The sequence below is a fragment of the Kitasatospora sp. NPDC042419 genome, assembly GCF_056437345.1.
Genome location: NZ_JBWKAW010000030.1, coordinates 21,099 through 32,904 on the forward strand (window position 1 = coordinate 21,099; position 11,806 = coordinate 32,904).

Sequence of the window (11,806 nt, forward strand, 5' to 3'; positions counted from 1 at the left end):
CTCCGTCGATGTTACCCGAGGTAACACCCCGGTCGGCCGCACCCTTCTTCGGAGGCACGCACCCATGAGCACCTTCTCGCTGGACCCGGGCGAGGACCAGCTCGCCGTACGCGACTGGCTGCACGGCTTCGCCGCCGACGTGATGCGGCCCGCGGCCGCCGAGTGGGACGAGCGCGAGGAGACCCCCTGGCCGATCATCCAGGAGGCCGCCAAGCTCGGCATCTACTCGCTCGACTTCTACGCCCAGCAGTACTTCGACCCCTCCGGCGTCGGCATCCCGATCGCCATGGAGGAACTGTTCTGGGGCGACGCCGGGATCGGCCTCTCCATCGTCGGCACCACGCTGGCCGCCGTCGCCGTGCTCGCCAACGGCACCGACGAGCAGATCGGCACCTGGGCACCGCAGATGTTCGGCACCCCGGACGACGTCAAGGTGGCCGCCTTCTGCTCCTCCGAGCCGGACGCCGGATCCGACGTCTCCGCGCTGCGCACCCGGGCCGTGTACGACGAGGCCAAGGACGAATGGGCGCTGAACGGCACCAAGACCTGGGCCACCAACGGCGGGATCGCCGCCGTCCACGTCGTCGTGGCGACCGTCGACCCGGAGCTCGGTGCGCGCGGGCAGGCCTCCTTCGTGGTGCCGCCGGGCACGGCCGGACTGAGCCAGGGCCAGAAGTTCAAGAAGCACGGCATCCGGGCCTCGCACACCGCCGAGGTGGTGCTGGACTCCGTCCGGGTGCCCGGGCACTGCCTGCTCGGCGGCAGGGAGAAGCTGGACGAGCGCCTCGCCCGGGCCCGCGAGGGCGTCCGCAAGGGCGGGCGGAACGCCGCGATGGCCACCTTCGAGGCCTCCCGGCCGGCCGTCGGCGCACAGGCGATCGGCATCGCCCGGGCCGCGTACGAGGTGGCGCTCGACTACGCGAAGACCCGGGTGCAGTTCGGCCGCCCGATCATCGACAACCAGGGGGTGGCCTTCCAGCTGGCCGACATGAAGACCCGCATCGACGCGGCCCGGCTGCTGGTCTGGCGGGCCTCCTGGATGGCGGCCAACAACCTGCCGTTCACCTCGGCCGAGGGCTCGATGTCCAAGCTGTACGCGGGCGAGACCGCCAAGTGGGTCACCGCGCAGGCGATGCAGATCCTCGGCGGCAACGGCTTCACCCGCGAGTACCCGGTCGAGCGGATGCACCGGGACAGCGCGATCTACTCGATCTTCGAGGGCACCAGCGAGATCCAGCGCCTGGTGATCGCCCGGGCCGTCTCGGGCCTCCCGATCCGCTGAGCGGCCGGGGCCGGGGGCGGGGGCGGCCTGGCCGCCTGCAGGCCCCGGCTGCTCTTTGCAAACAGTGCACTTTGCAAAGAGGCGTCAATGGGCGGCCCGGAGGGTGAGGCCGGCGGGGAGTCCGGCGGAGAGGCGGTGGGGGCCCGGAGCGGCAGCCCGTGGGGCGGCGGGGCCGGCCGCCGTCCGGCCTCCGGCTGCTCTTTGCAAACAGCGCACTTTGCAAAGAGGCGTCAGCGGGCGGCCCAGAAGGTGAGGCCGGCGGTGAGGCCGCCCACCACCGCGCCGACGACGGTCTGCGCGGTGGTGTGGTCCCGCAGCACCACCCGGGACCAGCCGATCAGCGCGACCAGCGGGTAGAGCAGCAGCCACCACGGGCTGAGCGCGATCGCCAGGCAGACCGCCGCGCCGCTCGCCACGGCCGTGTGCACGGAGACCTTCCACCGGACGGTGATCACCAGGATCGGGACCAGCGAGGCGAACATCGCCAGCACGATCGCGGTGAGGTCGGTCGGCGCGTCCAGTCCCAGCATCACCGCGAAGGCGGTCGCGACCGAGCCCATGACGAACGGGATGACCGTCAGCCGACGCTGCCGGTGGCCGACGTGCCGGTCCTCCAGCGTGCCCCTGCGGATGCCGTGCCGGATGAACAGCGTCGGGATCACGGCCGCGAAGAGCGCCGCGAACACCGCCCAGCCGAGCCCGCTCCAGCCGTGACGCAGGACGCCGAGCAGGAGTACCAGGCAGATGATCACGTTCTTCGGCTCCAGGCCGTCGGTGATCTGCCGGGCCCGGACGGTCGTGGGCGTGGGCTCGGTCATCGCGCGGGTGCTCCAGGGGTTCGGCGGCAGAAGGGTCGGATGATCGTATCGATCTGCTGCCGTGTGATCGGAATCGCGATGACCCGCCCGCGCCCGGGGCCGGACCCGGACCCGTACCCGGATCCGGCTCCCGGGCGCGGGCGGCGGCCGTCGGGCACCGCGCGCGAGGCCCGGACGCGAGGCCCGGGTGATGGGTCAGAAGCGGGGCGGCCGGCGCTCCAGGAAGGCGGCGAGGCCCTCGCGGACGTCGGGCGCCTCGCGGGAACGGCGCTCCCAGGGGGCGAGGGCGGCCGCGGCCTGCTCGGGGGCGACCGCCAGGGCGGCCTTGACGGCGCCGATGGTCTGCGGCGAGCGGGTGGTCAGCAGGCGGGCGAAGTCCAGGGCCGCGGCGTCCAGTTCGCCGGCCGGGAGGACCCGGTCGGCCAGGCCGAACGCGGCGGCCTCCGGGGCGGGCAGCAGTTCGCCGGAGAACAGCAGGTACTTGGCGCGGGACGGGCCGACCAGCCGGGCCAGCCGCAGCGTCGGCACCGCCGGGTAGACCACGCCGAGCTTGGCCGGGGTGATCCCCAGCCTGGCGTCCTCGGCGACGAACCGCAGGTCGCAGGCGACGGCGAGCTGGCAGCCGCCGCCGACGCAGGCGCCGTGCACCACGGCGACGGTCGGGTGCGGGAAGGCGGCCAGCGCCTCCTCGGCCGCGATGTTGACGGCGTGGTAGTCGTCGGCGCGGTCCGGATCGCCGTAGACCCCGGAGAGTTCGTCGATGTCCGCGCCGGCGCTGAAGGTGCCGCCCGCTCCGGTGACCAGCAGGACGCGCACGCCGGGCTGTTCGGCCAGCCGCAGCAGCACCTTTGGCAGGGCCTGCCAGATCTCCAGGGTGACGGCGTTGCGGCGGTGCGGGCGGTCGAACTCCAGGACCGCGACGCCATCCTCGCCGAGGTGGGCGTTGAGGCCGTCGACGTGGGTGGGCAGCGGGGCGCGGTCCCGCGTCAGCAGCGGCCGGGCGGCCATGGGCACCTCCGGAAGGGTGTGGGTGCGGCCACTCTCTCAGGAGGGGCCCGCCCGGAGCGGACCGGGGGCGCCGGGCCGGGTGGGGCCCGGCGCCGGCCCCGGGTGCGGCGGGTGCGGGTCAGGACGCCGCGGTCGCGGTCAGGACGCCGCGGGTGCCCCGGCCGCGCCGGCTCCGGGCTTCCACTCGTGGGTGAGCAGCGACCAGACCTCGCCGTCGTGGTGGACGCCCTGGTGCAGGTAGCTCTCCCGCATGACGCCCTCCAGCGTGAAGCCCAGCCGCTGGGCGACCGCCCGGCTGCGGAGGTTGTCGGGCCGGTTGTGCCACTCGATCCGGTGCATGCCCCGGGTGGTGAAGGCGTAGTCGATCAGGAGCCGCACGGCGGTGCCGATCAGCCCCCGCCCCTCGGCGGCGGGCTCGGTCCAGACACCGATCTCGCAGGTGCCGGTCTTGGAGTCCCACTGCACGAACATCACGCCGCCGACCAGCGTGCCGTCCAGCCAGATCCCGAAGAGCCGGGCGGAGTCGGCGGCCTGCCGGTCGGCGTAGCGCTGCAGGACGGTGCGGGCCGATTCGAGGTCGGTGGCGAGGGCCGCCCAGCCGATCCACCGGTCGATGTGGGCGCGGCCGCGCTCGATGTGGGCCAGGTACTCGGGGGCCTGCCAGGGCTCCAGCGGGCGGAGCACGGCGTTCTCGGCGAGGGGGATGGCGAACATGGGCGGGCCTTTCGCGGCGCGTGGTGCGGGCGTGGTGCGGACGTGGGCGGTGCTGGTCGTTCGTGTCGGTGTTCGTACCGGTCCATACATAACAAACGTTTGGTACGTAAGATAGCCCCATGACGCCGGCCCGTGGAGATCATGAAGCCCGCCGTACCGAGGTCTCGCAGGCGGTGTGGCGGGTTCTGTCCACGCGGGGCTTCGAGGGGCTGACGCTGCGTGCGGTGGCCGCCGAGATGGGGGCCAGCACCGGGCTGCTGACGCACTACTTCCCGAGCAAGAAGGCCCTGGTCGCGCACGCGCTGGACGTCCTGGAGCGGCGCTCGGGCGCGCGGCCGAGGCGCACCGCGCCGACCGACGGCAGTCCGCCGCCGCCCGAGGGGCTGGTCCGGCTGCGGGCGGCACTGCTCGACATCCTGCCGCTGGACGAGGCCGCGACGGCGGGCAACCGGATCTGGGTCTGCTCCTGGGACGTCGCACTGGCCGATCCGGACCTGGCCGGCGCGCACGCGGCGCGGTACGGGCGGGCCCGTGAGGCGCTGGCCGAGCACGTCGAGGCCGCGCAGCGGCGCGGGGAGCTGTCGGCGGACGTGCCGGCGGCGCAGCTCGCGGCCGGGGCGCAGGCCTTCACGCTGGGGCTGGTGGTGCAGTCGCTGTTCGCTCCGGGGGAGTTCCCGCCGGAGCGGCAGGTGGAACTGCTGGACGCCTACCTGGCGGGGCTGGTGGCCGTGGCGGGGGCGGGGGTGGACCGTGCGGTGGGCGGGGCGGCCGGTCCGGGCGGTGTGCCGGGTGCGGCCGGCGCGCCCGCGGGTGCCGTGGGCGCCGGGGGCTGAGCGCCGGCCGGGACGGCCGGCGGGTGCGGGTGCGGGAGTGGCCGGCGGGGGCGGACGGTCGGTCGGCCGGGTCGGACCGCCGGGTCGGTCGGCCGGGTCGGACCGCCGGGCGGCGGAAGGTTCGAAAACGGGCATTCCGCCGGGCCCGGTTTGCGGTGGTCCCTTTTCGCCGCGCTTTTGTGCGCGGTCATGACACGGATGGTCACGGGTTATGCGCGGTGGGTGCCCGGCATTCACCGCGGCGGGGGGCGTGATGACAGGTCCACCGCGTGTGTGGCCTGCGGGGAAAACGGTGTTGCGCCCCCAGCAGGATTCGAACCTGCGACCTACCGCTTAGAAGGCGGGTGCTCTATCCGCTGAGCTATGGGGGCGGGACGGACGGCGCCCTGATGGGCGTGACCGTTGCCGGGACCGGACGGTGGGCGCGTGGCGTCCGCTGTCCGTCCCCGTACCTGAGGGTGGGGTGTGGGGGTAGGCGGGCCCTTGCCCTGTCGGGGACAGGATAAGGGTGTCCAGATCCTCGGCCGGGTGTAACGACACCGCCGTTGGTGTGTCGGCCTCGGTGGAGCGGTCCGATAATCGCAGGTGAAGGCCGTGAGTGCAGCGGTCTGGCGGTGTTCCGCGCCGGACGTTGTGCACTCGTTACGGGGCTGTCTCCCCACCCGTTATGGATTCGGCACGGAGAAAGCGCCGTCGTCGAGGCCGGTCCCGGTGCGGGTGGGGGGCCGTATTCGGGTTCGTCCGGTCGGATGACGTGCGCGGACGGTCGACGGGGGAGCCGTGGTGGCGTGCCGGGCGGGGCCGTGGCCGGGGCGTTTGTTGTCATGGACCCGCAGATCCAGGGTCGGATGGTCGCACAAAGGCCGAAATTCACCCCTGCGAGTGACGGTGGTTTTCCACAGGCCCGAGTTGTCCACAGGATTTCCGATCCCCCCTGGTGCGGATTTCCGGAGAAGCGCACTCTCAACGCGCACCGGTCGATTCCGTACGGTGCAACCGAGAGGACGGAGCGTGGCTGTGAACGAGACCCTCGTGACGGTGATCGGGAATGTCGCCACCGAGGTGACCTGTACCCGGACGGCCGGCGGGGTGCCGGTCGCGAACTTCCGACTGGCGTCGACCGAGCGGCGGTACGACCGGACCAGGGAGGGCTGGGTGGACGGCGAGACGCAGTGGGTGACGGTGACGGCCTGGCGGACGCTGGCGGGCCACGTGGTCGACTCGCTGACGAAGGGGGACCCGGTGGTGGTGAGCGGGCGGCTGAGGGTGCGTGAGTGGACGGAGGGGGAGGGCCGGCGCAGCAGGGTCGAGATCGACGCCCGGTCGGTCGGGCACGATCTGAGCCGTGGCACGGCGGTCTTCACGTGGGCGTCGGGTGTCCGGGACGAGCCGGCGGGCGGTGCCGGGGCGGCGGGGGAGCGCCCCGGAGGGGGTGACGGCGAGGTGATCCCCGGGTGGATCGTGGACGCCCTGAGGGTGCGGAAGGCCTCGGCCGCGGAGGCGGCGGGCGTCGGGGAGGTGTCGGGCGAGGGGATCGGAGGTGACGGCTAGCGGGTCCGGGGGCGATGGGCGGACGCCTGGACTGTCGACAAATATGTTGATCGAGAAGGCCGTTGAGCCCGCGTGCGCAATCCCGTTCCGGTTAACGGAAAGATCCTCGTTTTCTGGCAGATCGTCAGCTTGTGTGGATACTGGGAGCGTTGATAACGATACAGATACGGTATCGTCCTAATTTCGCATGGGGGTTTCCGGGCCTCTGGGGCTCAATAGGATTCGTCTGGTTCACATCGTGAAGCAGCGCCACAGGGGGCGCGGCAAGCAAGGCGGGCTGCCCATCGGCAAGGCCCGGCCCCGGAGGGATCCCAAGATGTTCAAGAGGCAGGGGCGGAGTCTTCCGCGCATAACCACTGTCATGCTCACGACCAGCGCCGCGCTGGGCGGGGGCCTGTTCGCGGCCGGTGCGGCGGCTGCGGCCGACGCGCCGGGCGGCGGTGTCACGGCAGTGGTCCAGCCGACCCTGATGAGCGAGGAGATCGCCATCGAGGGGAGCCACTCGATCCAGGGCGGGCTGTTCACCCTCAAGACGGCCGACGGCGAGATCAAGACGTACTGCATCGACATCGACCACCCGGTCGACATCACCAAGGCCATCGAGTACCGGGAGTCCGACTGGAAGTCGAGCTCGCTCGGCCGCCCGGAGAAGGCCCAGGACGCCTCCAAGATCCGCTGGATCCTGGAGAACTCCTACCCGCAGGTGACGGACCTCAAGAAGCTGGCCACCGACGCGGGCGTCAAGGGCGAGCTCACCAAGGAGGACGCCGCGGCCGGCACCCAGGCCGCGATCTGGAAGTTCTCCGACGGCAAGAACGCGATCCCGGTCGACGCCGAGGCCAAGCAGCTCCGCGACTACCTGGTCAGCGAGAAGAACAAGGGCATCGCCGCCGAGCCCAAGCCGTCGCTGAGCCTCACCCCGGACTCGGTGTCGGGCAAGCCGGGCGCCAAGCTCGGCCCGTTCACCGTCAACTCCAGCGCCAACGAGGTGAAGTTCGCCCTCGCCGGCGACGCCGCCGACAAGGTCAAGCTGGTCGACAAGGACAACAAGCCGGTCTCCGACCTGGCCGGTCCGATCGCCAAGGACACCCAGCTGTGGCTGGACGTCCCGGCCGGCACCCCGGACGGCACGGCCACCATCAACGCCGCCGCGGAGACGGTCGTGCCCAGCGGCCGCGTCTTCCTCAGCAAGGGCTACACCCCGGAGAAGCACAGCCAGACCATGATCCTGGCGGGCTCCACCAAGCTCAGCGTCAAGGACGCCACCAAGGCGACCTGGAAGGCCGCCAAGGGCCCGCTGGTCGACAGCACCGCCGTGGTCGAGTGCGTCGCCAACGGCGTCAAGGTCTCCGTCGCCAACGGCGGCGACGAGGCGGCCACCGTCTCGGTGAAGCCGGGCAAGGACCTCACCGTCCAGCCGGGCAAGATCGAGACCGTCGTCGTCCCGGTCGCCGAGGACACCGCCTACGACATCACGGTGACCGGCCCGAACGGCTTCACCAAGAACTTCAAGGGCATCCTGGACTGCAAGACGGCCAGCGGCGTCACCCCGAGCCCGAGCGCCACCCCGACCGGCACCCCGACGGCCAAGCCGTCGACCCCGGCGCCGACCACCCCGGCCCCGACCGCCACCGCGTCGGCCACCCCGACCGCCACCGCCACCCCGTCGGCGTCCGCCAGCACCACGGCAGCCCACCCGGCCCCGGCGGCCACCAGCTCGGCCCCCGGCACCACCGGTGGCCTGGCCGCGACCGGCGGTAACGACGCCACCCCGGTCATCGCCGCCGTCGCCGGCGGTCTGGTCGTGGCCGGCGGTGCCGCGGTCTTCCTGCTGCGCCGTCGCGGCCGCCACGGTGGCACCGCCGCCTGAGGCAGCGACCGAGGCGTCCGCTGAGGCGCCGAGGCACTGAGAACGGCCCGGCCCCCCGCACCGCGTGTGCGGGGGGCCGGGCCGTTCCGCGTCCGGAGGCCGCCGGGGAGTTCGCGCCCGGCGGGCCTGTCCGGATACCCCACCGGGGCACGACGGGCGGTTCTGGGCTCCCGGCCGGGTGCGGCACAATGGAAGGCTGCAAGCCGAATACTCCCGACGACGCCGGAGCGATCTCACGTGGCGGAATACATCTACACGATGCGCAAGGTGCGCAAGGCGCACGGAGACAAGGTCATCCTTGACGACGTGACGCTCAGCTTCCTCCCCGGGGCGAAGATCGGCGTCGTGGGCCCCAACGGCGCGGGCAAGTCCACCGTGCTGAAGATGATGGCCGGCCTGGAGCAGCCCTCCAACGGCGACGCCTTCATCTCGCCCGGTTACACCGTCGGCATGCTGCTCCAGGAGCCGCCGCTCGACGAGACCAAGACCGTCCTGGAGAACGTCGAGGACGGCGTCAAGGAGATCAAGGGGAAGCTCGACCGCTTCAACGAGATCGCCGAGCTGATGGCCACCGACTACTCGGACGCCCTGCTCGACGAGATGGGCAAGCTCCAGGAGGAGCTGGACCACGCCAACGCGTGGGACCTGGAGGCCCAGCTGGAGCAGGCCATGGACGCGCTGGGCTGCCCGCCCGGCGACTGGGCGGTCACCAAGCTCTCCGGTGGCGAGAAGCGCCGCGTGGCGCTCTGCAAGCTGCTGCTGGAGGCGCCCGACCTGCTGCTCCTCGACGAGCCCACCAACCACCTGGACGCCGAGTCGGTGAACTGGCTGGAGCAGCACCTGGCCAAGTACGCGGGCACCGTCGTCGCCGTCACCCACGACCGGTACTTCCTGGACAACGTGGCCGGCTGGATCCTGGAGCTCGACCGCGGCCGCGCCATCGGCTACGAGGGCAACTACTCCACCTACCTGGAGTCGAAGCAGTCGCGGCTCAAGGTCGAGGGCCAGAAGGACGCCAAGCGCGCCAAGCGGCTCAAGGAGGAGCTGGAGTGGGTCCGCTCCAACGCCAAGGGCCGCCAGGCGAAGTCCAAGGCGCGTCTGGCCCGCTACGAGGAGATGGCCGCCGAGGCCGACAAGATGCGGAAGCTGGACTTCGAGGAGATCCAGATCCCGCCGGGCCCGCGTCTGGGCAGCGTCGTCATCGAGGTCGAGAACCTCAACAAGGCCTTCGGTGAGAAGGTCCTGATCGACGACCTCAGCTTCACCCTGCCGCGCAACGGCATCGTCGGCATCATCGGCCCGAACGGCGCCGGCAAGACCACCCTGTTCAAGATGCTCCAGGACATGGAGACCCCGGACAGCGGCTCGGTCAAGGTCGGCGAGACGGTCAAGATCAGCTACGTCGACCAGAGCCGCGCCAACATCGACCCGAAGAAGACGCTCTGGGAGGTCGTCTCCGACGGCCTGGACTGGATCAACGTCGGCCAGGTCGAGATGCCGTCGCGCGCCTACGTCTCGGCGTTCGGCTTCAAGGGCCCGGACCAGCAGAAGCCGGCCGGCGTGCTCTCCGGCGGTGAGCGCAACCGCCTCAACCTGGCGCTCACCCTGAAGCAGGGCGGCAACCTGCTGCTCCTCGACGAGCCGACCAACGACCTCGACGTCGAGACCCTCTCCTCGCTGGAGAACGCGCTGCTGGAGTTCCCCGGCTGCGCCGTGGTCATCTCCCACGACCGCTGGTTCCTGGACCGGGTCGCCACCCACATCCTCGCCTACGAGGGCGAGAGCAAGTGGTTCTGGTTCGAGGGCAACTTCGAGTCGTACGAGAAGAACAAGATCGAGCGGCTGGGCGCCGACGCGGCCCGTCCGCACCGGGCCACCTACAAGAAGCTGACCCGAGGCTGACACCCAACCGTCACCACGGCCCGGCAGACTCGCCCTCTGGGCGGCCTGCCGGGCCGCGGCCCACCGGCACCGACGCCCGGCGGGTCACCGGACGTCGAGGAGAACCCGTGGCACGCCACATCTACGCCTGCCCGCTGCGCTGGTCCGACATGGACGCCTTCGGGCACGTCAACAACGTGGTCTTCCTGCGCTACCTGGAGGAGGCCCGGATCGACTTCATGTTCACCCAGGCCGCCGAGGCCGGCGCGGGGGAGTTCGCGGGCGGTTCGGTGGTGGCCCGCCACGAGATCGACTACAAGCGCCCGCTGGTGCACCGGCCCGAGCCGGTCACCGTCGAGACCTGGGTGACCAGGATCGGCGTCGCCTCCCTGACGGTCTCCTACGAGATCAAGGACACCGCCGAGGACGGCACCGAGACGGTGTACGTCCGGGCGTCGACCGTGGTCGTCCCCTACGACCTGGCCGAGGGCCGGCCGCGCCGGATAAGCCCGGTCGAGCGGGGCTTCCTGGAGCGTTTCATGGACGAGGAGCCGGCCGTCGCGGCGGTCTGAGCGGGCCCGTCGGACCCGCAGGACCCCCGCCCCGCTACCGGATGTGAGCTGAAGCGTTGATCAGTACCGCCCCCCTCGTCCTCGCCGACACCGGGGAGGCCGCCGACCTGGCCGCCTTCCTGGTCCGCCTGCTGCGCTTCGACCGGGCGGCGGCGGTCCGGTTGCAGGGGGTGCCGCGGCCCGCTGGGGACGGCGGCGTGCTGGCCGTCTTCGGGCGGCTGCCGCTGGGCGGCTCGGGCGCGCTGGCGGTGCGGACCGCGCGGCTGGCCGGACTCGGCGGGCCGATCGACCTGACCGTCTCGGCCGGGCAGCTCCTGGACGGCGTCGACGGGGAGGCCAACACGGTCACCCTGCCCGGCCCGGTCACCGGCCCGGCCTGGGCCGGTCTGCTGCCGCCGCGCACCGGCTGGCGGCCGGTCGGCGAACCCCCGGTGGCCCGGGTGTATCCGGAACTGATGGCCGCGGTGCGGGAGTTCCGGGAGCGCAGCGAGGCCGTTCCGGCCCATCACCGGACCCGTGCCGTCCTGGACGCGCTGGCCGACGAGATCTGGTCGCGCCCGGTCGCGGCTCTGCCCGAACTGCCGCTGCGCGCCGCGCACGCGGCCTACGTGATCGGTTTCCTCACCCCGGCCGCCCGGCTCACCGTGCACCGGGCCGGCAGCTGGCTGAGGCTGAGCGCCCCGGCCGGGTCGGTGGCGGTCCGTACGGCGGCCGCGCCCGGCGCGGGGCTGGGGCTCAGCCCCGTCCGCTGACGCCCGGCGCCGCGGAGCGCCGACGCGTGGCGCCGCGGAGCGTCAGGCGTCGGCGGGCGGGCACCTGCCGGGTCAGCCCTCGGTGTTGATCATCGAGGCGGCGGCGTAGGTGAGGTAGTCCCAGAGCTGGCGCTCCGCGTCGGCGGGCAGGGCCAGTTCGTCGACGGCCACCCGCATGTGCTTGAGCCAGGCGTCGTGCGCCGCGCGGTCCACCCGGAACGGCACGTGGCGCATCCGCAGCCGCGGGTGGCCGCGCTGCTCGCTGTAGGTGCGCGGGCCGCCCCAGTACTGCATCAGGAACAGCGTGAACCGCTCCTCGGCCGGGCCGAGGTCCTCCTCGGGGTACATCGGCCGCAGCAACTCGTCCTCGGCGACGCCCTGGTAGAACCGGTGGACCAGCCGCCGGAAGGTCGGTTCGCCGCCGACCTGCTCGAAGAACGTCTCCTCGCTGAGCGTGCCACGCCGGATCTCTTTCACCCGACCATGGTCGCAGACGACGGCGGGGCCGTACACCGGGACCTGGGG

The 11,806-nt window shown here is 72.3% G+C and carries 11 protein-coding genes and 1 tRNA gene; 7 read left to right on the top strand and 5 right to left on the bottom strand.

The features are described 5' to 3' along the window. The first annotated feature begins 64 nt into the window (after window positions 1–64). On the top strand, window positions 65–1,282 hold the full coding sequence (locus AC067J_RS35935) for an acyl-CoA dehydrogenase family protein (RefSeq protein WP_478306516.1): 1,218 nt from the start codon (window positions 65–67) through the stop codon (window positions 1,280–1,282). A 230-nt stretch (window positions 1,283–1,512) separates the two neighbouring features. On the opposite strand, the gene AC067J_RS35940 is transcribed toward AC067J_RS35935, so the two are convergent. The 3 genes from AC067J_RS35940 to AC067J_RS35950 form a co-directional block, all read right to left on the bottom strand. Further along, on the bottom strand, window positions 1,513–2,100 hold the full coding sequence (locus AC067J_RS35940) for a phosphatase PAP2 family protein (RefSeq protein ID WP_478306518.1): 588 nt from the start codon (window positions 2,098–2,100) through the stop codon (window positions 1,513–1,515). A 195-nt stretch (window positions 2,101–2,295) separates the two neighbouring features. Further along, entirely contained in the window at window positions 2,296–3,108 is an 813-nt protein-coding gene (locus AC067J_RS35945; RefSeq protein WP_478306681.1) for an enoyl-CoA hydratase/isomerase family protein, read from the bottom strand. Between the two features lie 138 nt (window positions 3,109–3,246). Further along, a complete protein-coding gene (locus AC067J_RS35950) occupies window positions 3,247–3,822 on the bottom strand; it encodes a GNAT family N-acetyltransferase (protein ID WP_478306520.1) in 576 nt (191 codons plus the stop codon). Window positions 3,823–3,941: 119 nt separating this feature from the next. Here AC067J_RS35950 and AC067J_RS35955 point away from each other — a divergent pair, with 119 nt between their 5' ends. After that, window positions 3,942–4,655, top strand: a complete 714-nt coding sequence (locus AC067J_RS35955) for a TetR/AcrR family transcriptional regulator (protein ID WP_478306522.1) — start codon at window positions 3,942–3,944, stop codon at window positions 4,653–4,655. Window positions 4,656–4,953: 298 nt separating this feature from the next. On the opposite strand, the gene AC067J_RS35960 is transcribed toward AC067J_RS35955, so the two are convergent. Beyond that, window positions 4,954–5,026: transfer RNA gene (locus AC067J_RS35960), tRNA-Arg, on the bottom strand. A 646-nt stretch (window positions 5,027–5,672) separates the two neighbouring features. Between AC067J_RS35960 and AC067J_RS35965 the strand changes: the two genes are divergently transcribed. The 5 genes from AC067J_RS35965 to AC067J_RS35985 all read left to right on the top strand — a co-directional run bounded on the left by AC067J_RS35965 (window position 5,673) and on the right by AC067J_RS35985 (window position 11,281). Next, entirely contained in the window at window positions 5,673–6,206 is a 534-nt protein-coding gene (locus AC067J_RS35965) for a single-stranded DNA-binding protein (RefSeq protein WP_478306524.1), read from the top strand. A gap of 361 nt (window positions 6,207–6,567) precedes the next feature. Continuing rightward, on the top strand, window positions 6,568–8,076 hold the full coding sequence (locus AC067J_RS35970; RefSeq protein WP_478306525.1) for a Cys-Gln thioester bond-forming surface protein: 1,509 nt from the start codon (window positions 6,568–6,570) through the stop codon (window positions 8,074–8,076). A 237-nt stretch (window positions 8,077–8,313) separates the two neighbouring features. Then, window positions 8,314–9,978 (top strand): energy-dependent translational throttle protein EttA, encoded by a 1,665-nt coding sequence (gene ettA, locus AC067J_RS35975; RefSeq protein WP_327681382.1) that lies wholly within the window; start codon window positions 8,314–8,316, stop codon window positions 9,976–9,978. Window positions 9,979–10,085: 107 nt separating this feature from the next. Continuing rightward, window positions 10,086–10,529, top strand: coding sequence for an acyl-CoA thioesterase (locus AC067J_RS35980; RefSeq protein ID WP_478306527.1), 444 nt, complete (start codon window positions 10,086–10,088; stop codon window positions 10,527–10,529). 56 nt (window positions 10,530–10,585) lie between these two features. Further along, a complete protein-coding gene (locus AC067J_RS35985) occupies window positions 10,586–11,281 on the top strand; it encodes a DUF8010 domain-containing protein (RefSeq protein WP_478306529.1) in 696 nt (231 codons plus the stop codon). 72 nt (window positions 11,282–11,353) lie between these two features. Here AC067J_RS35985 and AC067J_RS35990 read toward each other — a convergent pair whose 3' ends face one another. After that, window positions 11,354–11,758 (bottom strand): globin, encoded by a 405-nt coding sequence (locus AC067J_RS35990; protein WP_478306531.1) that lies wholly within the window; start codon window positions 11,756–11,758, stop codon window positions 11,354–11,356. Window positions 11,759–11,806 lie beyond the last annotated feature (48 nt).

Coding starts and splice junctions, on each gene's coding strand:
- AC067J_RS35935 (WP_478306516.1), top strand. CDS start 65: ATGAGCACCTTCTCGCTGGACCCGGGCGAGGACCAGCTCGCCGTACGC.
- AC067J_RS35940 (WP_478306518.1), bottom strand. CDS start 2,100: ATGACCGAGCCCACGCCCACGACCGTCCGGGCCCGGCAGATCACCGAC.
- AC067J_RS35945 (WP_478306681.1), bottom strand. CDS start 3,108: ATGGCCGCCCGGCCGCTGCTGACGCGGGACCGCGCCCCGCTGCCCACC.
- AC067J_RS35950 (WP_478306520.1), bottom strand. CDS start 3,822: ATGTTCGCCATCCCCCTCGCCGAGAACGCCGTGCTCCGCCCGCTGGAG.
- AC067J_RS35955 (WP_478306522.1), top strand. CDS start 3,942: ATGACGCCGGCCCGTGGAGATCATGAAGCCCGCCGTACCGAGGTCTCG.
- AC067J_RS35970 (WP_478306525.1), top strand. CDS start 6,568: ATGCTCACGACCAGCGCCGCGCTGGGCGGGGGCCTGTTCGCGGCCGGT.